The 20,259-nt window shown below is 61.9% G+C and carries 15 protein-coding genes; 7 read left to right on the plus strand and 8 right to left on the minus strand.

The window, feature by feature from the left end:
• Positions 1–70: 70 nt before the first annotated feature.
• A complete protein-coding gene (gene ampC, locus J4E53_RS22870; protein ID WP_103310299.1) occupies positions 71–1,219 on the minus strand; it encodes a class C beta-lactamase in 1,149 nt (382 codons plus the stop codon).
• 228 nt (positions 1,220–1,447) lie between these two features.
• On the opposite strand from ampC, the gene J4E53_RS22875 reads away from it, so the two are divergent.
• Both J4E53_RS22875 and J4E53_RS22880 read left to right on the plus strand, forming a co-directional pair.
• Positions 1,448–2,326, plus strand: a complete 879-nt coding sequence (locus J4E53_RS22875; RefSeq protein WP_060738245.1) for a Dyp-type peroxidase — start codon at positions 1,448–1,450, stop codon at positions 2,324–2,326.
• Between the two features lie 78 nt (positions 2,327–2,404).
• Entirely contained in the window at positions 2,405–3,151 is a 747-nt protein-coding gene (locus J4E53_RS22880) for an SDR family oxidoreductase (protein WP_092199200.1), read from the plus strand.
• 135 nt (positions 3,152–3,286) lie between these two features.
• On the opposite strand, the gene J4E53_RS22885 is transcribed toward J4E53_RS22880, so the two are convergent.
• The 4 genes from J4E53_RS22885 to J4E53_RS22900 all read right to left on the minus strand — a co-directional run bounded on the left by J4E53_RS22885 (position 3,287) and on the right by J4E53_RS22900 (position 7,384).
• The gene (locus J4E53_RS22885; protein ID WP_103310301.1) at positions 3,287–3,709 is read right to left on the minus strand and encodes a hypothetical protein; all 423 of its coding nucleotides are present in this window, start codon (positions 3,707–3,709) and stop codon (positions 3,287–3,289) included.
• Between the two features lie 112 nt (positions 3,710–3,821).
• A complete protein-coding gene (mapR, locus tag J4E53_RS22890) occupies positions 3,822–5,249 on the minus strand; it encodes a GntR family transcriptional regulator MpaR (protein WP_060738242.1) in 1,428 nt (475 codons plus the stop codon).
• 182 nt (positions 5,250–5,431) lie between these two features.
• Complete coding sequence (gene ccoG, locus J4E53_RS22895; protein WP_103310303.1) at positions 5,432–6,844, minus strand: cytochrome c oxidase accessory protein CcoG; 1,413 nt, start codon at positions 6,842–6,844, stop codon at positions 5,432–5,434.
• Between the two features lie 303 nt (positions 6,845–7,147).
• Positions 7,148–7,384, minus strand: a complete 237-nt coding sequence (locus J4E53_RS22900; RefSeq protein WP_060738240.1) for a DUF3203 family protein — start codon at positions 7,382–7,384, stop codon at positions 7,148–7,150.
• Between the two features lie 135 nt (positions 7,385–7,519).
• On the opposite strand from J4E53_RS22900, the gene J4E53_RS22905 reads away from it, so the two are divergent.
• Positions 7,520–8,026: an MgtC/SapB family protein gene (locus J4E53_RS22905; RefSeq protein ID WP_060738239.1), complete on the plus strand. Its 507-nt coding sequence runs from the start codon at positions 7,520–7,522 to the stop codon at positions 8,024–8,026.
• Between the two features lie 123 nt (positions 8,027–8,149).
• On the opposite strand, the gene J4E53_RS22910 is transcribed toward J4E53_RS22905, so the two are convergent.
• Positions 8,150–8,314: a hypothetical protein gene (locus J4E53_RS22910; protein WP_177431735.1), complete on the minus strand. Its 165-nt coding sequence runs from the start codon at positions 8,312–8,314 to the stop codon at positions 8,150–8,152.
• A gap of 211 nt (positions 8,315–8,525) precedes the next feature.
• Here J4E53_RS22910 and J4E53_RS22915 point away from each other — a divergent pair, with 211 nt between their 5' ends.
• From J4E53_RS22915 to glgB, 3 genes are all read left to right on the plus strand, one after another.
• Positions 8,526–10,523, plus strand: coding sequence for an alpha-1,4-glucan--maltose-1-phosphate maltosyltransferase (locus J4E53_RS22915; protein ID WP_103310304.1), 1,998 nt, complete (start codon positions 8,526–8,528; stop codon positions 10,521–10,523).
• 194 nt (positions 10,524–10,717) lie between these two features.
• A complete protein-coding gene (gene treS / locus J4E53_RS22920) occupies positions 10,718–14,062 on the plus strand; it encodes a maltose alpha-D-glucosyltransferase (protein WP_060738237.1) in 3,345 nt (1,114 codons plus the stop codon).
• A gap of 11 nt (positions 14,063–14,073) precedes the next feature.
• Entirely contained in the window at positions 14,074–16,308 is a 2,235-nt protein-coding gene (gene glgB, locus J4E53_RS22925) for a 1,4-alpha-glucan branching protein GlgB (RefSeq protein WP_103310306.1), read from the plus strand.
• A gap of 157 nt (positions 16,309–16,465) precedes the next feature.
• Here the strand turns inward: glgB and gudD are convergent, their stop codons facing one another.
• Complete coding sequence (gene gudD, locus J4E53_RS22930; RefSeq protein ID WP_060738235.1) at positions 16,466–17,809, minus strand: glucarate dehydratase; 1,344 nt, start codon at positions 17,807–17,809, stop codon at positions 16,466–16,468.
• A gap of 27 nt (positions 17,810–17,836) precedes the next feature.
• A complete protein-coding gene (locus J4E53_RS22935; RefSeq protein ID WP_103310308.1) occupies positions 17,837–19,186 on the minus strand; it encodes an MFS transporter in 1,350 nt (449 codons plus the stop codon).
• 336 nt (positions 19,187–19,522) lie between these two features.
• Between J4E53_RS22935 and J4E53_RS22940 the strand changes: the two genes are divergently transcribed.
• On the plus strand, positions 19,523–20,236 hold the full coding sequence (locus J4E53_RS22940; protein ID WP_060738233.1) for a FadR/GntR family transcriptional regulator: 714 nt from the start codon (positions 19,523–19,525) through the stop codon (positions 20,234–20,236).
• Positions 20,237–20,259 lie beyond the last annotated feature (23 nt).

Here is a 20,259-nt window from a genome sequence, read left to right on the forward strand (position 1 = left end):
GCTTTGCTCCCACAGGTTGACTGACTGGCATCAGGGCTCTGACTGACTGGCATTAGGACTCATGGCCGTTTTATTGGCCATCCAGCGCCATCAGGATCCGGTGCGCCGCCTTCACCCGTTCCTCGATCGGGTAGTTCCTGTTGGCAAGCAGGACGATCCCCATGTCCTTCCCGGGCACGAACGCTGCGTACGCGCCGAAACCGTTGGTGGAGCCGGTCTTGTTGATCCAGGCGCCGTCCGGCGCCGGGCGGGGCGGGTCGAGAGATTCGACTTTTTGTGGGGCCAGGGCCATCTGCGGTGTGTTGCCAGCGAGCAGGTCGTCCAAGGTGAACGGGGCGGGGTAGAACTCCCAGCCGAGCCCCTGATTCATTCCGCCAACCTTGTAGAAACCCGTATGCGTCGTGGCGATGGCTTGCTTCAGGTCCGCGTCCAGTTTTTCAGGTCGCAGGTTGGCCTCGACGAAACGAATCAGGTCCGTTGAACTGGTCTTGACCCCGTAGGCTTCGGAATCCAGTGCGCCGGTGCCGACTCGCACGGGCTTGCCGTCCTTTGCATAGCCTTGGGCGTATCGCCCCATCTGATCCTGCGGCACCCGCACATAGCTGTGCTTGAGGCCCAGCCCTGGCATCAGCGTGCGCTCCATCACCTCGTCAAATGGCTGTCCCAGGCTGCGGGCCGCCAGGTAGCCGAACAGGCCAATGCTCGGGTTTGAATAGAGCCGCTGGGTGCCGGCCGGGTAGAGCGGTTTCCAGTTCTTGTAGTAACTGAACATCCGGTCCGGATGATCCGCCTCGTCGGGAAACTGCAAGGGCAGGCCGCCGGCGGTGTAGGTGGCAAGGTCGAGCAGGCGGGTGCCCTCCATGGCGCTGCCGCGCAGTTCGGGCGCAAAGCGACTGGCCGGATCCGCCAGGGACAGTTTGCCCTGGGCCTGGGCATAGGCGCCGAGGGTGGCGGTGAAGGTCTTGCTGACCGAGCCGATTTCGAAAAGGGTCTGGTCGGTGACCGGCTTTTTCGTGTCCTTGGAGGCCACGCCGTAGTTGAAATAATGGCGTTGACCGTTATACGTGATCGCCACGGCCATGCCGGCGATGTCCTGTTGTTTCATCAAGGGCTGGATGACGGCATTGACCGTGTCTTCAATGCGCTCCTGGGCAAAGCTTACGGACGTCCCGCAGACCAGGAAAAAAATCCCGGCGAGTATCGATCTGGCAATTGGCATGGTGCAGCGTTCTCGTTGGCCTTCCTGGAGGGGGCTCAATCTAGGGCGTTTTTGGCGGCCCGGCAATCCGAGTCTATCGGTCCGGGGGGATGTTTCTGAGTCGTCTGACGGGGTCACGGGAACCTTCCCACAAAACGCTCGGGTTGCCCGACGCGACCGGACCTCAAGCCAAACCACACAAAGCGGCAGCCGCCGGGTAAACTCGCGGCTCTTTCTAAAGGAGTTCACATGAGTTACTACCAGCCCGGCATTCTCGCCACCCCTGTTCCGCCTCAGGCCCGTCATTTGTTTTTTGCCCTGGAATCGGTCGAGGCATTGCCGGCTGCGCTAGACAAACTCCTGTTGTTGCTCGATGGCCGGGCCGTGATCGGCTTTGGCGAATCGCTGGTCCACGCGCTGGGCGCCCAGGTCGCTGGCCTGCGGGCTTTTCCGGCGTTGGCCGGCGTAGGCGTAGACAATCCCTCGACCCAACATGCCCTGTGGTGCTGGCTGCACGGTGAAGACCGCGGCGAGCTGATGCACCGCAGCCGCGCCATCGAAGCGGCACTGGCCCCGGCGCTGCGCCTGGTGCAGATGAACGAGACTTTCCGCCACATGACCGGCCATGACCTGACCGGTTATGAAGATGGCACCGAGAACCCCCACGACGAAGCGGCCATCGCCGCCGCCCTGGCCCAGGGCGCCGACGGGGTGCGCGGTGGCAGTTTCGCCGCGATCCAGCAATGGCAACACGACCTGGACGGTTTCGCGGCGATGCAGCCCCATGAGCGCGACAACATCATGGGCCGGCGCCTGAGCGACAACGAAGAAATCGACGACGCGCCGGAATCGGCCCACGTCAAGCGCACCGCCCAGGAAAGCTTTGCCCCGGAGGCATTCGTGGTCCGTCGGTCCATGCCCTGGATCGAAGGCGACCGTGCAGGGCTGATGTTCCTGGCGTTCGGTTTCTCCCTCGATGCCTTCGAGGCCCAATTGCGGCGCATGAGCGGCCTGGAAGACGGCATCACCGACGGCCTGTACCGCATGAGTCGACCGATCACCGGCGGCTACTACTGGTGCCCGCCGTTGTTGGACGGACGCCTGGATCTGCGCGCCTTGGCCCGGTAAGCGCAGCGGTTTGTGCAAAGCGTGACGTGAACGCTATCCTTGGGCCGGACGTCTATCCGTGGAATGGGAGAAGCAAGCGTGGATAAAGTCATCGTCATCACCGGTGGCGGCCGCGGAATCGGGGCGGCCACGGCGCTGTTGGCTGCCGAGTTGGGCTATCGGATCTGCATCAACTACCAGTCCGATGAAAGCGCCGCGCAGGAGGTGCTCGAACAGGTCCGGGCCAAGGGCGCGCAGGCGATTGCCGTGCGCGCCGACGTGAGCATCGAGGACGAAGTGATCGGCCTGTTCAACCGGGTGGATGCCGAGCTGGGGCGTGTCACGGCGTTGGTGAATAATGCCGGGACGGTTGCCCAGAAAGCCCGGCTCGATGAAATGTCCGAATTCCGCATTCTCAAGATTATGAAGACTAACGTGCTGGGTCCGATTCTCTGCGCCAAGCACGCGGTGCTGCGCATGTCGCCCCGGCATGGCGGGCAGGGCGGCAGCATCGTCAACGTTTCGTCCGTGGCCGCTCGCCTGGGCTCCCCCAACGAGTACATCGACTACGCGGCCTCCAAGGGCGCCCTGGACACGTTCACCGTCGGCCTGTCCAAGGAAGTCGCCGGCGAAGGCATTCGCGTCAACGCGGTTCGCCCGGGTTACATCTACACCGACTTCCATGCCCTGAGCGGCGACCCGGATCGGGTCAGCAAACTGGAATCGGCGATTCCCATGGCCCGGGGCGGGCGTCCGGATGAAGTCGCCGAGGCGATTATCTGGCTGCTGTCGGACAAGGCTTCGTATGCGACCGGGACGTTTGTGGACCTGGGGGGCGGGCGCTGAGCCCTGGGTTGTCTGGTCTGGCCCCATCGCGAGCAAGCTCGCTCCCACATTTGAATACAGACCGCCTATGGGAGCGGGGTTGCCTTGGATGTTATCGGTATGCAGAACGCCTGCATTGAAATGGCCGGACAGGGGTTATTCCTGGATGACGTAGATGTTATCGAACCCTACGCCGTGTGGAGGCTTTTCAACTTCTCGGAATGCTGTAATACGAACGGTAGGAAATCCGGACGTTTGAGGTGGAGGAGGGGGAAATGTCACCTTGCAAGAATGCCATTGGTCATCGCCTGCGGGGACGTCCAGTAGCTGAACATTATTATTGACTGTACAAGCCAACTCTTTCAGCGTCACCCCATCGGGGACTTTGATGTCGAACTTTACGATGACTGGAAGATTGTCCGCGAATGGCAATTTGAATATCTTGGCCAAGCTGTAATCAGTCACATACTCGTTACCTGTGATGTAATGATTGCCGCGCGGTTCCCTTACTATTTCTCCTTCACTTTGGGTAAATCTCCAGCCGTCTGGACCGCCCTCGAAATCGTGAAAATATTTCATGATCTTCTCCTTAGGGTAGATTGTTGCCAACCCGTGGCCCTCATTCGGTTGGCGATCTCTACGCTAAGTCTTTCCTGACAAGCCTACTACTGTCAGAGCTGACAGGTCTTTCTCAATTGTCTTGGCTGGTTATCAGTGAGCGAATGATCCGTCCCAGCGTCTCCATGGCCTTTTCCGATACATCCGTCCACGGGCTGCCATAGTTCAAGCGGATGCAATTTCGAAAGCGACGGGTCGCTGAGAAGATCGGTCCTGGCGCGATGCTGATGCCCTGGGCCAGGGCCATCTGGAACAGTTTCAGCGAGTCCATCTGCTCCGGCAGCTCCAGCCACAGGAAGTAACCGCCCGCTGGCTGACTGACCCGGGTCTGGGCCGGGAAGTAACGGGCGATGGCGCTCAGCATCGCGCTTTGCTGTTCTTCCAGGGCGTAGCGCAGTTTGCGCAGGTGGCGGTCGTAGCCGCCGTGTTGCAGGTAGTCGGCAATGGCGGCCTGGGCCGGCATCGAGGCGCATAGCGAGGTCATGAGCTTGAGCCGTTCGATCTTCTGCGCATAGCGCCCGGCGGCGACCCAGCCGATGCGATAGCCCGGCGCCAGGCTCTTGGCGAACGAACCGCAATGCATCACCAATCCTTCGGTGTCGAACGCCTTGGCGGGCTTGGGGGCCTGTTGGCCGTAATAGAGCTCGGCGTACACGTCGTCTTCGATCAACGGCACCTGGTGGCGGCGCAACAACTCCACCAGTGCCTGCTTCCTTTCCTCGGGCATGGTCGCCCCCATGGGGTTCTGGAAACTGGTCATGCACCAGCAGGCCTTGATCGGATGGCGCTCCAGGGTCTGCGCCAATACCTCCAGGTCGATACCTTCGCGGGGGTGGACGGGGATTTCCACGGCCTTGAGCTTGAGTCGTTCCAGCACTTGCAGGCAGGCGTAGAACGCCGGTGCCTCGATCGCCACCAGGTCGCCGGGCTCGGTCACGGCTTGCAGGCACAGGTTCAAGGCTTCGAGGGCGCCGTTGGTGACCAGCAGTTCCTCCATGGGCAGCATCAACCCGCCCACCATGTAGCGCAGGGCAATTTGCCGGCGCAGGTGCGGGTTGCCCGGCGACATGTCGGTGACGACGACCCGAGGGTCCATGTCCCGTGTGGCGCTGGACAGCGAGCGCGACAAGCGCTGCAACGGAAACAGCAGCGGGCTGGGGAACGCCGAGCCGAACGGTACGGTGGCCGGGTCCTTGATCGAGTCCAGCACCGAAAACACCAGTTCGCTGACGTCCACTTCGGTGGACTCGTGCACCTGGGTGCTGATGGCCGGTTCGGAAAACGGGCTCGGCGCATGGGTGTTGACGAAATAGCCCGAGCGCGGCCGGGCGCGGATCAGGCCGCGTCGCTCCAGCAGGTAATAGGCCTGGAACACGGTGGACGGGCTGACGCCGTAGGTCTGGCTGGCATAACGCACCGAGGGCACGCGCTGGCCGGGCCCCAGCATGCCGGAGCGGATCAGTTCAGCGATGTCGTCGGCGAATTTTTCATAGCGTTTCATGGCGGGCCCAGTCTTGAGTGACACATGGTTTGCGCTTTTTAAACTGTGAGGGAGCCCGTGGGAGCAAAGCTTGCTCGCGACGCAGGCGACACGGATCAACAGTAAGGTCGCGTCATCGTTCTTCGCGAGCAAGCTTCGCTCCCACAAGCTCGCTCCCACAGGGCGCCCGGCATCTTAAAGCTTCAACGATTCATCGGCGCGACAAAACGGCTCTTGGCCAGGCTGTAGATGTCGGGTTCATCGCTGTCGGCCACCTTGAAGGTCATTTCCTGGGAGCCGCTGCGAGGCCGCTCGCTGAGCATCGCCACCGACACCGGCACGTCGACGATTTCCCCGGGCGCCAGGCTCAGTTGGGTCTTGCCCTGGAGGACGAAGCCGTCGCCATCTACCAGGGACAGGTGATAGTCCTGGTGTTGCTGGGTCTTGTTGATGATTTTCAGGCTGTAGATGTTCTCGATCTGGCCTGCGCTGTTTTCGCGGAACAGGCCGCGGTCCTTGCTGACATCCAGCGACACCATGGGCCGTTGCACCAGGGCCAGGGTCAGCGCGCCGATCATCACCAGGAGCACGGCGGTATAGCCGATCAGCCGAGGTCTGAGCAGGTGAGTCTTGCCCCCCTGCAATTGATGTTCCGAGGTGTATTTGATCAACCCGCGGGCGTAGCCCATCTTGTCCATGATCGAGTCGCAGGCGTCGATGCACGCCGCGCAGCCGATGCATTCCATCTGCAAGCCGTCGCGGATGTCGATGCCGGTGGGGCAGACCTGCACGCACATCTGGCAGTCGATGCAGTCCCCCAGGCCAATATTGGCCGGCTTCACCTCGCGTTTACGCGGGCCGCGGATTTCGCCACGGGCCGTGTCGTAGGAGATGGTCAACGTGTCCTTGTCGAACATCACGCTCTGAAAGCGTGCATAGGGGCACATGTGCATGCACACCGCTTCCCGCAGCCAGCCGGCGTTGAGGTAGGTGGCAGCGGTGAAAAACAGTACCCAGAACAGGCTGACGCCGCCGATCTGCAGGGTCAGCAGTTCTTCGGCCAAGGGGCGGATCGGCGTGAAGTAGCCCACGAACGTCAGGCCGGTGAGCAGGCTGATGGCCAGCCACAAGGTGTGCTTGGCGCTGCGGCGCAACAGTTTGTTCAGGCCCCAGGGGGCCGCTTGCAGCTTGATCCGCTGGTTGCGTTCGCCTTCGGTGATTTTCTCGCACCACATGAACAGCCATGTCCAGGAGCTCTGCGGGCAGGTGTAGCCACACCACACGCGACCGGCAAACACGGTGATCGCAAACAGGCCGAAGGCGGCGATGATCAACAGGGCCGACAGCAGGATGAAATCCTGGGGCCAGAAGGTCGCGCCAAAAATATGGAATTTGCTTTCGGAAAGATCCCAGAGCACCGCCTGGCGGCCACCCCAGTTCAACCACACCGTGCCAAAGAACAGCAGGAACAGAACCCCCGCACCGCTGATGCGCAAGGTGCGGAACAAGCCGGTGAAGCTGCGGGTGTGGATCAGGTTGTCGGTGGTCCTGGCCTTGATCTTCGTTGGCGCAGGTTCGAACGTCTGTATCAACTGGACGGGGATTCTATCGCTCATGGTCGGTCGCTCATCAGCCTCTATCTGGCCGGCGCACTATGACCATGGAACTGTTTGCATAACAGACTCAGGTGTTTCGATAAAAACCGGATCAGATGCCGCGAAGCCCAGGCGCTGCGACACTTTGATGCATCGAGGGGCGAGCGAACAACACCTTGCTCCCGTTGGGCTCTGTAGGAGCTGGCGAAGCCTGCGATCTTTTGATCTTGATCTTTCGCTTTGGACTCAATGAGGAAAGATCGCAGCCTCGCTTCGCTCGACAGCTCCTACGCAGTTCGTACAGGTCGCAGTGGGTGGGTGGCGTCAGATCGCCGAGCCGCTGTCGCTGGCCTTCAGGTGCTTGCGCCCGTCGACTGCGCCGGCCACGGTCAGTGCATCGGCCTCGGCCTCGGTGATATAGAACCGGTCGCCATTGAGCTCCACGACTGACATGGCCTTGTCCGGGTCGGTGATGATGGTCAGCTCGCTGGCGGGGCGCTGTTCGGTGCCGTCGGGGGTTTCGAAATGGCAGGTCTGGTTCTCATCGATACGGACAGTCATGGTGTTCCTCCTTCAGGGGTCATGAACGTTAGGTCGCGCGGCCAAGCCAGGGTTCGTTGTGGCTGATCAGCGGTCGGGTGCACCTCTGGCTTCGCTTGCGGTCCATCGTTTATCCAATGAGAAAGAGGATGCTCCATGGAAGCCTGGTGGCATGAAGTCTGGATAACCCTGCAGGCGGAATTCGCCGACATCACCGATGCCCAGCAGATGACCCGGGTTACGGTGCGGCTGGTCATGGCTGCGCTGTTGGGGGGCATCCTGGGTTTCGAGCGTGAACACAAGGGCAAGGCTGCCGGCGTGCGAACCCACATGCTCGTGGCCCTGGGGGCGGCGTTGTTCGTATTGGTGCCACAGATGTCCGGGTCCCAGGCCGACGCCATGAGCCGGGTGATACAAGGGGTGGTCGCCGGCATCGGTTTTCTGGGTGCTGGCACCATCCTGAAAAACCACGACGGCGATGAAGCTCATGTCAAAGGCCTGACCACCGCCGCCGGCCTGTGGATGACCGCGGCCATTGGCGTCGCCGCCGGGCTGGGCCGGGAAGCGACTGCGTTACTCAGTACAGTGTTGGCCCTGGTGATCTTCAGTGTAATGCCGGTCATTGTTCGGGCGCTGGAGAAGGGCGACAAGCCATCAGCCTGAACATAAGACCTGTGGGAGCACGCTCGCTCCGAGCGGCGTTCCGATGATGGCGGAGGATCAGCCAGCCACTATGCTGATTGACACTCCGCTATCGCGAGCTCGCTCCCACAGGGAGTCGTTGAATCAAACCCGCTCCGGCGGCGCTTCGCTGGGCGGGTCACCCTTGGGCGGTTGTGGGGTCAGCGGTGGGTCTTGCTCCGGAATCGGTTCCGGATCAGGACCGGGTGGGGGCAAGGTGGGGTCGTCGATGTTCGGATCGGGTGTTTCGGCCGGGATGGGAATATTCATCGGGACGGATCTCCGTAATGCACATGGCTTGAGTCGTGCTTATGGTTGTTGACCATCCTGTACCGGGTTTGATCCCGGATACATCGAGGGCAAATCCCGCTGAACTTTTAGCCGTCGTCCCGGTTCGGAGTTTAAGTGAGTTTTTTTCAGGGACCCGTTGGGCCTTTACCGCCACAAGCGCGTCCATGGGGCGTAAAAGGAGCGATGCTCGATGACTGCTGAACACCCGTCTGACCTGGTCTACAACCCGCATTTGCCGTTGTCTCAAGCCTTGTTGTTACCGCGTATCGCGATTGAAAACACCATGCCGGTGATCGACGGCGGGCAATTTGCCGCCAAGGCCGTGGCCGGGCAGGACGTGACGGTGACCAGTAAAGTGTTCGCCGACGGTCACGACAAGCTGGCGGTGCGCATTCGCTGGCGTTCGCTGCAGGATGAAGTGTGGAACAGCGAGGTCATGCGCGACCTGGGCAACAACGGCTGGCGCGGCCAGTTCAACGTGCCGGAGCAAGGTCGCTATGTCTTCTGCATCGAGGCCTGGATCGATCAGTTCGCCAGTTTTCGCTACGAACTGGAGAAGAAATTCGGTGCCGGAGTGCCGATCAGCCTGGAGTTGCAGGAAGGACGCAACCAAGTGCAAATGGCCGTCGAGCGCAGCACAGGGGAACTGAGCGAGCAACTGGCGGCCTTGCACCACGAGCTTTCCGGCCTGTTGCCGACGGAGCAGGTGGCGCTGTTCCTGGCACCGCGCAGTGCCGACCTGATGTCCCTGGCCGATCATCGACCTTACTTGAGCATCAGCCCCGAATACCCGTTGGATGTGGAGCGCAAGCTGTCCGAGTTTGCCAGTTGGTATGAGCTGTTTCCCCGCTCGATCACCGACGATCCCCAACGCCATGGCACGTTCAATGACGTGCATTCGCGCCTGGCGGTGATCCAGGACATGGGGTTCGACGTGCTGTACTTCCCGCCGATCCACCCCATCGGTCGCAGTTTCCGCAAAGGCCCGAACAATTCCCTCACCGCCGGTCCCGACGACCCGGGCAGCCCCTATGCCATCGGCAGCGAGGAGGGCGGGCACGAGGCCATTCACCCGCAGTTGGGCAGCCGCGAGGATTTCCGGCGCCTGGTGGCGGCGGCCGCGCAGCACGGCCTGGAGATTGCCCTCGACTTCGCGATCCAGTGTTCCCAGGACCACCCCTGGCTCAAGCAGCACCCGGGCTGGTTCAGCTGGCGACCGGACGGCACGATCAAATACGCGGAAAACCCGCCGAAGAAATACCAGGACATCGTCAACGTCGATTTCTACGCGGCCGATGCGATTCCCAGCCTGTGGGTGGAACTGCGGGACATCGTGGTGGGCTGGGTCGAGGAAGGCGTGAAGATATTCCGCGTCGACAACCCTCACACCAAGCCACTGCCGTTCTGGCAATGGCTGATCGCCGACGTCCGCGCCCAATACCCCGAAGTGATCTTCCTGGCAGAAGCGTTCACCACCCCGGCCATGATGGCGCGACTGGGCAAGGTCGGTTATTCCCAGAGCTATACCTATTTCACCTGGCGCAACACCAAGGCCGAGCTGGCGACCTACTTCAGCGAGCTCAACGAGTCGCCTTGGCGTGAGTGCTACCGGCCGAATTTTTTCGTCAACACGCCAGACATCAACCCGGCCTTTCTCCATGAGTCGGGGCGCCCGGGCTTCTTGATCCGCGCGGCCCTGGCAACCATGGGCTCGGGTCTGTGGGGCATGTATTCAGGCTTTGAACTGTGCGAGTCGGCCCCGGTACCGGGCAAAGAGGAATACCTCGATTCGGAGAAATACGAGATCCGTCCTCGCGACTTCACCGCGCCGGGCAACATCATTGCCGAGATCGCCCAGCTCAACCGCATCCGCCGCCAGAACCCGGCGCTGCATACCCACTTGGGCCTGAAAATCTACAACGCGTGGAACGACAACATTCTCTATTTCGGCAAGCGCACCGCCGACGGCAGCAATTTCATCCTGGTGGCGGTGAGCCTTGATCCGCACAACCCACAGGAAGCCAGTTTCGAATTGCCGCTGTGGGAGATGGGCCTGCCCGACGACGCCCAGACCCAGGGCGAGGACCTGATGAACGGGCATCGCTGGACCTGGGACGGCAAGTACCAGTTCATGCGCATTGATCCGGCGTACCAGCCGTTCGGGATTTGGCGGATCAGCGTGGCGTAACGCGGTGCAATGTTGAGTGAGAGCTGTTGTGGCGAGGGAGCTTGCTCCCGCTCGGCTGCGAAGCGGCCGTGATTTCAGGGGGGGCGCTTGGCGCCCAGCGGGAGCAAGCTCCCTCGCTACAAAAAGACCTCACCCCATAAAAAGACCTTTCAAGCCTGTGTCCCGCGGCTTTAATGAATTATCAGGAGTTGCAAATGGCGAAGAAACCCCGGTCTGCCACCTTCATCAAGGATCCGCTCTGGTACAAGGATGCGGTGATCTACCAGGTCCACGTTAAATCCTATTTCGACTCCAATAACGACGGGATCGGCGATTTCCCCGGCCTGATCGAGAAACTCGACTACATCGCCGACCTGGGCGTCAACACCATCTGGCTGCTGCCGTTCTATCCTTCCCCCCGGCGCGACGACGGTTATGACATCGCCGAATACCGTGGCATCAGCCCCGACTACGGCACCATGGCCGATGCGCGGCGGTTCATTGCCGAAGCCCACAAGCGCAACCTGCGGGTGATCACCGAGCTGGTCATCAACCACACGTCGGACCAGCACCCCTGGTTCCAGCGCGCGCGCAAGGCCAAGCCGGGTTCGAAGGCGCGGGACTTCTATGTCTGGTCCGATGACGACCATAAGTACGACGGCACGCGGATCATCTTCCTCGACACCGAAAAGTCCAACTGGACCTGGGACCCGGTGGCGGGCCAGTACTTCTGGCACCGGTTCTACTCCCACCAGCCCGACCTCAACTTCGACAACCCGCAGGTCATCAAGGCCGTGTTGTCGGTGATGCGCTACTGGCTGGACATGGGCATCGACGGCCTGCGCCTGGACGCCATCCCGTACCTGATCGAGCGTGACGGCACCAACAACGAAAACCTGCCCGAGACCCATGACGTCCTGAAACTGATCCGTGCCGAAATCGACGCCAACTATCCTGACCGCATGCTACTGGCCGAAGCCAACCAGTGGCCGGAAGACACCCAGTTGTACTTCGGTGATGTCGACGCCCAAGGGATGAACGGTGACGAATGCCACATGGCGTTCCACTTCCCGCTGATGCCGCGCATGTACATGGCACTGGCCCAGGAAGACCGTTTCCCGATCACCGACATCCTGCGCCAGACCCCGGAGATTCCCGCCAATTGCCAGTGGGCGATTTTCCTGCGCAACCACGATGAGTTGACCCTGGAGATGGTCACCGACAAGGAGCGCGACTACCTGTGGAACTACTACGCGGCCGACCGTCGGGCGCGCATCAACTTGGGGATTCGCCGGCGCCTGGCGCCGTTGATGGAGCGCGACCGTCGGCGCGTGGAGTTGCTCAACAGCCTGTTGTTGTCGATGCCCGGCACGCCGACGTTGTACTACGGTGATGAAATCGGCATGGGCGACAACATCTACCTGGGCGACCGCGATGGCGTGCGTACGCCGATGCAATGGTCCATCGACCGTAACGGCGGCTTCTCCCGCGCCGATCCGGCCAGCCTGGTGCTGCCGCCGATCATGGACCCGCAATACGGTTACCAGTCGGTGAACGTCGAGACCCAGGCCGGCGACCCACACTCACTGCTCAACTGGACCCGACGGATGCTGGCGGTGCGCAAGCAGTCCAAGGCCTTTGGTCGGGGCACGCTGAAGATGCTCTCGCCCAGCAACCGCCGGATCCTGGCCTACACCCGCGAATACACCGGCCCCGACGGCAAGCACGAAATCATCCTGTGCGTGGCCAACGTGTCCCGCAGCGCCCAGGCCGCCGAACTGGACCTGTCGGTCTACGCCGGCATGGTTCCGGTGGAGATGCTCGGTGGCAACGCGTTCCCACCCATTGGCCAGTTGAACTTCCTGCTGACCCTGGCGCCGTACGGTTTCTATTGGTTCGTCCTGGCGGCGGAAAACCAGATGCCGAGCTGGCACGTGGAACCGGCCCAGAGCCTGCCGGACTTCACCACCCTGGTGCTGAAGAAACGCCTGGAAGAATTGCTCGAAGCGCCGTCGCGCACCACGCTGGAGCAAACCATCCTGCCGAACTGGTTGCAGAACCGGCGCTGGTTCGCCGGCAAGGACAGTGCGATCGAGAAGGTCGACATTGTCTATGGTGTGCGCTTCGGCGATCCGCAGCGCCCCGTGCTCCTCAGTGAAATCGATGTCACCAGTGGCGGCCAGACCCTGCGCTATCAGTTGCCGTTCGGCTTGCTCGCCGAAGACCAGGTCGGTGCGGCATTGCCGCAGCAACTGGCCTTGTCGCGGGTACGTCGGGGGCGTCAGGTGGGCTTGATCACCGATGCATTCAGCCTGGAAAGCTTCGTGCGCGCCGTGCTGCACAGCATGCAGACCGCCACGGTGCTGCCACTTGCCGAAGGTGAGTTGCGCTTCGAACCGACCGAAGGCCTGGCTGCGTTGAACCTGGGAGACGAGCCAGAGGTACGCTACCTGTCCGCTGAACAGTCCAACAGTTCGGTGGTGGTGGGGGCGAGTCTGGTACTCAAGCTGATCCGCAAGGTGGCCTCGGGCGTGCACCCGGAACTGGAAATGAGTGCCTACCTGACCGCCGCGGGTTTCAGCAATATTTCACCGCTGCTGGGTTCGGTGGTTCGCCGCGATGCCGACGGCGAAGATGCGTTGCTGATGATCGCCCAGGGCTACCTGAGCAATCAGGGCGACGCCTGGGAATGGACCCAGAACAACCTTGAACGCGCCTTGCGCGATGAGCTGGCGGACGCCGTGTCCGAGCAGGAGCAGCATTACAACGCCTTGGGCGAACTGAAGGATTTCGCCGGCATGCTCGGCCAGCGCCTGGGAGAAATGCACCAGGTACTGGCCCAGGCCACCGACGATCCGGACTTCGCGCCGCAGGCCACCAACGCCAAGGAAGCCCAGGCCATCGGCAAGGACGTGGCCGGCCAGGTGGAAAACGCCTTGCGTCTGCTCAAGCAGAGCCAGGGCCAATTGAACCCCGCGGACCAGGCCATGGTCGCACGCTTGTTGGAGCACAAGAAAACCGTCCTGGCCCATGTCCAGGCGTTGGCCGGCAAGGCCGTCGGAGGCTTGCGTATCCGCGTCCATGGCGACCTGCATCTGGGCCAAGTGTTGGTGATCAAGGGCGACGCCTACCTGATCGACTTCGAAGGTGAGCCGGCGCGGCCATTGCATGAACGACGGGGCAAGCACAGCCCGTACAAGGACGTCAGCGGCGTGTTGCGTTCCTTCGATTATGCGGCGGCCATGGCGATCCACTTGAATACCGTCGACAGCACGGCCGATGCCGATGCGGCGCGGCAACGGGTCGCCGAGCGTTATTTGAAAGAGGCCCGCCAGGCATTTGTCGAGGCATATCGGCTGGCGGCAGCTAGTCTTGCCCATGAGTGGAAGGATGCTGAAGGCGAAGACGCCGCGCTGGCGTTGTTCGGCCTGGAGAAGGCGGCCTATGAAGTGGCCTATGAAGCCGAGAATCGCCCCACCTGGCTGCCCGTGCCGTTGCACGGTCTGGTCGGGTTGTTGAGTGGGCTGCAACCCTTTTCCGACTTAGCCGGACCGATTTAGTGGAGAGAATCATGAGCGTCTCGAACAAAGAACCCCAGGGGCAGGCCAAGGAGTCCTTGCTGCCGGCCCCCCAAGACATCGACGCGCTGGTGCGCGCCGAACATCACGATCCGTTTTCCATCCTGGGCCCCCATGGCGACGGCGCCGGTGGCCAGTTCATCCGCGCCTACCTGCCGGGCGCCTTGAGCGTGCATGTGCTGGCCCGGGAGGGCGGCGAAGAACTGGGGGAACTGCAACCCACCGAAACCCCGGGATTATTCGTCGGCCATTTCGATCGCGCCCAAGCGTACTTGCTGCGCACCCGTTGGGCCGGCGGCGAGCAGGTTGCCGAAGACCCGTACAGCTTCGGCCCACTGCTGGGGGAGATGGACCTCTACCTGTTCGCCGAGGGCAATCACCGCGACCTCAGTGCCTGCCTCGGTGCACAGCTGACCACCGTCGACGGTGTCGAGGGCGTGCGCTTCGCCGTGTGGGCACCGAATGCACGACGCGTCTCGGTGGTGGGGGACTTCAACGTCTGGGACGGGCGTCGGCATCCGATGCGCATCCGTTATCCATCCGGCGTGTGGGAGATCTTCATTCCGAGGCTTGGCCCCGGTGAAGGTTACAAATATGAAATCCTCGGCGCCCACGGCATCCTGCCCCTCAAGGCCGACCCGGTGGCGCTGGCCACGCAAATGCCGCCGGACACGGCGTCGAAAGTCGCCTCGCCCTTGAAGATCGAGTGGCAGGACGACGAGTGGATGCAGAGTCGTCGCGAACGCCAGCTACCGGGCGCGCCATTGTCGATCTATGAGTTGCATGCCGGCTCCTGGCAGTGCGAAATCGACGAGGCGGGCGAGGTAGCCCGGCAATACAACTGGCACGAAATGGCCGAGCGGCTGATTCCGTATGTCAAGGATCTGGGCTTCACTCACATCGAGCTGATGCCGATCATGGAGCACCCGTTCGGCGGCTCCTGGGGCTATCAGCCGCTGTCGCAATTCGCGCCAACGGCACGCTTCGGATCGCCCGACGATTTCGCCGCGTTCGTCAACGCCTGCCACCAGGCCAACATCGGTGTCATCCTCGACTGGGTGCCGGCGCATTTCCCCACCGACACCCACGGCCTGGCCCAGTTCGACGGCACCGCGCTGTACGAATACGGCAACCCGCTGGAGGGTTTCCACCAGGATTGGGACACGCTGATCTACAACCTGGGCCGCACCGAAGTGCACGGCTTCATGCTGGCTTCGGCGTTGCACTGGCTCAAGCATTTCCACGTCGACGGCCTGCGGGTGGATGCCGTGGCCTCGATGTTGTACCGCGACTATTCGCGCAAGGCCGGCGAGTGGGTGCCCAACCGCCACGGCGGTCGGGAAAACCTCGAAGCCATCGATTTCCTCCGGCACCTCAACGATGTGGTGGCGCTGGAAACCCCCGGTGCGCTGGTCATCGCCGAAGAGTCCACAGCATGGCCGGGGGTCAGCCAGAGTACCCAGCAGGGTGGCCTGGGTTTTGCCTACAAGTGGAACATGGGCTGGATGCACGATTCGCTGCACTACATCCAGCAAGACCCGGTGTACCGCGCCCATCACCATAACGAACTGAGCTTCGGCCTGGTGTATGCCTGGTCCGAGCGCTTCGTCCTGCCGATTTCCCACGACGAAGTGGTTCATGGCAAACGCTCGCTGATCGACAAGATGCCCGGTGACCGCTGGCAGAAATTCGCCAACCTGAGAGCCTACCTCAGCTTCATGTGGGGCCATCCCGGCAAGAAGCTGTTGTTCATGGGGTGTGAGTTCGGCCAATGGCGCGAGTGGAACCACGACCAGCAGTTGGATTGGTACCTGCTGCAATACCCTGAGCACCGGGGCGTGCAGAAGCTGGTGAGCGATCTGAACCGGCTGTACCGCGAAGAGCCGGCGCTGCACGACCAGGATGACGCGCCGCAGGGCTTCCAGTGGCTGATTGGCGACGATGCGCTCAACAGCGTCTACGCCTGGCTGCGCTGGAGCAAGGAGGGTAAGCCGGTGCTGGTGGTCGCCAACTTCACCCCGGTGCCGCGCGAGGCCTACCGGGTCGGCGTGCCGTTCGCCGGGCGTTGGGTGGAGTTGCTCAACAGCGACGCCGACACCTACGCCGGTTCCAACTACGGCAACGGCGGTGGCGCCTTCACTGAAGCAGTGCCCAGCCATGGCCAGGCCCTGTCGCTGGAACTGAACCTGCCGCCGTTGGCGGTGTTGATCATGCGGCCGGAGGGTTAGGTTCTACAAAAACCTGAAGGCGAATGATGACTGTGGCGCTCATGAATCCAGATGTGGGAGCGAGCTTGCTCGCGATAGCGGAGTGTCAGTCGACAGCAATGTGGCTGACCCACCGCCATCGCGAGCAAGCTCGCTCCCACAAGGGATATCGGTCGCTTTAACGAACCAGGCACGGCCGCTTGTTGTTGAACGTCCAGCCCGGAATCAGGAACTGCATCGCCACCGCATCGTCCCGCGCCCCCAGGCCCATGCCTTTGTACAACTCATGGGCCTTGGCCAGTTGGTCGGTGTCCAGCTCGATCCCCAACCCCGGTTTTTTCGGCACCTGTACGCAGCCGCCCTGAATCTGCAAGGGCGCTTTGGTCAGTCGCTGGCCGTCCTGCCAGATCCAGTGGGTGTCGATGGCGGTGATGTCGCCCGGTGCCGCGGCGGCCACGTGGGTGAACATCGCCAGGGAAATGTCGAAGTGGTTGTTGGAGTGCGAGCCCCAGGTCAGGCCCCACTCATTGCACATCTGCGCCACCCGCACCGAACCCTGCATGGTCCAGAAGTGCGGGTCGGCCAGGGGAATGTCCACCGACTGCAAGGTGATGGCGTGACCCATCTCGCGCCAGTCGGTGGCGATCATGTTGGTCGCCGTCTTGAGGCCCGTGGCGCGGCGGAACTCGGCCATGACCTCGCGCCCCGAATAGCCGTTCTCGGCACCGCAAGGGTCTTCGGCATAGGCCAGCACTTTGTGTTGGTCGCGGCACAAACGGATCGCTTCCTTGAGTGACCAGGCGCCATTCGGGTCCAGGGTGATGCGGGCCTGGGGAAAACGTTCGGCCAATGCCGTGACCGCTTCGATTTCTGCGTCGCCCTGGAGCACGCCGCCCTTGAGCTTGAAGTCCTGGAAGCCATAGCGGGCCTGGGCCGCTTCGGCCAGGCGGACCACGGCGTCGGCGTCCAGGGCCTTTTCGTGGCGCACGCGGAACCAGTCGTTGTCGGCGTCCGGTTCGCTGCGATAGGCCAGGTCGGTCTGCTGGCGATCACCGACGTAAAACAGGTAGCCGAGCATCTTCACTTCGTCGCGCTGCTGGCCTTCGCCGAGCAGGGCGGCGACCGGTACGTCCAGGTGTTGGCCGAGTAGATCCAGCAACGCCGCTTCCAGACCTGTGACCGCGTGGATGGTGATGCGCAGGTCGAAGGTCTGCAGGCCACGGCCGCCGGCATCGCGGTCGGCAAAGGCGTTGCGTACCGTGTTGAGGATCTTCTGGTACGTGCCGATGGGGCTGCCGACCACCAGCGAGCGGGCGTCTTCGAGGGTCTGGCGAATGCGCTCGCCGCCGGGCACTTCGCCCACGCCGGTGTGGCCGGCGTTGTCCTTGAGAATGACGATGTTGCGGGTGAAGAACGGGCCATGGGCGCCGCTGAGGTTCAGCAGCATGCCGTCATGGCCGGCCACGGGCACGACCTGCATGCTGGTGATGATCGGGGCTTTGCTGGTTTCTGGAATGCTCATCTGTACTTATCCTTGGCAATCGAATGATCAGACGTGGCTGGCGGCCGGATCGATCGGTGTTGTTGTCACGGCTTTGGGCTTGGGCGTGTTGCGTGCGGCAAACACGATGATCGCGGCAATGATCGAGGTGGCCGCCAAGCCGTAGAGGCCGCCCTGGATCGAGCCGGTGTGCTCTTCCAGCAGACCGAACGTGGTCGGGGCGACGAACCCGCCGAGGTTGCCCACCGAGTTGATCAGGGCAATCACCCCGGCGGCGATCCGGGCGTCCAGGTAAGCCTGGGGAATCGGCCAGAACAGCGACGATGCCGATTTGAAACCCAGGGCCGCGAAGCAGATGGCGACGAAGGCGAAAATCGGTCCGCCGGTGGTGGACATGAACATCCCGGCTGCCGCGATCAACAGGGCGGTGGCGACCCAGGCCTGCTGGAATTTCCACTTGGCCGACAGCGAGGCGAAGGCGTACATGCCGACGATCGACAGCAACCACGGGATCGAATTGAACAGTCCGACCTGAATGTCGCTCAGTTCGCCCATTTTCTTGATGATGCTCGGCAGCCAGAACGTGGCGGCATAGATCGTCAATTGAATGAAGAAGTAGATCAGGCAAAACAGGATGATCTGGCGGTCCTTGAGCAACTGGCCGATGGACAGTTTGATCGGCGAGGCGGCTTCCCGTGCCCGCTGTTCATCGTCGATGGCCTTGACCAGCACATCCTGTTCTTCACGGCTCAGCCATTTGGCGTCATGGGGCTTGGAGTCCAGCCAGAACCAGACGAAGACGCACAGGCAGACGGAAAACATCCCTTCGATGAAGTACATCCACTGCCAGCCGTGCATGCCCAGGCCGTTGATTTGCAGCAGCAGCCCCGACAGCGGGCCGGAGATCAGCGACGCAATGGCCGAACCGCTGAGGAAGATGGCGATGGCTTTGCCACGCTCGACGCCGGGCAGCCAGCGGGTGAAATAGTAGATCACCCCAGGGAAGAATCCGGCTTCGGCCACGCCCAGCAAAAAGCGCAGGATGTAGAAGTGGGTTTCGTTCTGGATGAAGGCCATGGCCGCCGCCACCAGGCCCCAGGTGAGCATGATGCGGGTCAGCCAGATGCGGGCGCCGATGCGTTGCAGGAGGATGTTGGACGGGACTTCGAACAGCGCGTAGCCGATGAAGAACAGCCCGGCACCAAAGCCATAGGCCGCGGCACCGATACCCAGGTCGTGCTCCATGTGGGCACGCACGAAGCCGATGTTCACGCGGTCGATGTAGTTGACGATAAACATGATGACGAACAGCGGCAGGATGTGGCGCTTGACCTTGGCGATGGCCGACAGCAGCACCGGATCCGCGCCGGCATTCGCCTTGAGGCTGGATGTGTTCACTGGTTTTTCTCCCACTCGTTATTTTTATGCGGGGCATCGTGCATGTGCCGATGTTGATAGACATCATACAACTTGATTTTTTTGGATGACAAGCAGTTTTTCAGCATCATTGGATTAGGTGAATGGCGTTTTTATGCCGTATTTGTTGGGGTTTTCCGGCTATTGTGATTTTATCCAGCGTCTGTCTGGCTTGCGTGAAGCCGTTTTTTGAAGGGGTGATTTTTGCAGGGATGGGCTGATCTTGAGTGTTGTCATACAAGTTGATGGCTTGACGATGAGATTTCCGGCGTCCGCTGGTGATACGATCAGTCAGCCTGTTTTCAAGGAACCCCGGCGATGCCGCAAGACACCGACGCGCCCCTGCGCAAGCGTACCCACAACCTGGCCCATGACCTGGTGACGAAGCTGAGCCAGAGCATCTTGCTGGGGCAGTTGAAACCGGGTGAGAAGCTGCCATCGGAAGGCGCCATCGTGCAGGCCCATGGCGTCAGCCGGACGGTGGTGCGCGAGGCGATCTCCAAGTTGCAGGCTTCGGGGCTGGTGGAGACCCGCCACGGCATCGGCACCTTCGTGCTGGCGCAAACCGGCGAGCCAGGGTTGCGCCTGAATGTCGACACCGCCGCGGGAGTGCGAGCGATCCTGGAGCTGCGCCTGGGCCTGGAGACCCAGGCCGTCGCCTTGGCGGCCCAGCGCCGCAGCGAACACCAGTTGCAGCAGATGCGCCAGGCGCTGGATGACTATCAGCGGTTGTCCAACAACAACGACAGCTGTGTCGAAGCCGATCGGCGTTTCCATCTGCTCATCGCCGAAGCCACGGACAACGCCTGTTTTGTCGAAATCATGCAGCACCTGGGCAGTGCGATGATCCCCAGGACCCGCGTGAACGTGGCCGAGCGCGGCCAGGCCGATCTAAGCAAGCTGGCGCAGTTGGCCAACCTTGAGCACGAGGCGATCTTCAACGCGATCAAGCGCCAGGACCCGGACGCCGCCCGCGCCGCCATGTGGTTGCACCTGACCAACAGCCGTGATCGGTTTGGCGCGGGATCCTGACGGTTCATGGTCGCCTGATTCAC

It is taken from the genome of Pseudomonas sp. FW305-28 (assembly GCF_017351395.1).
Lineage (GTDB): Bacteria > Pseudomonadota > Gammaproteobacteria > Pseudomonadales > Pseudomonadaceae > Aquipseudomonas > Aquipseudomonas fluorescens_AA.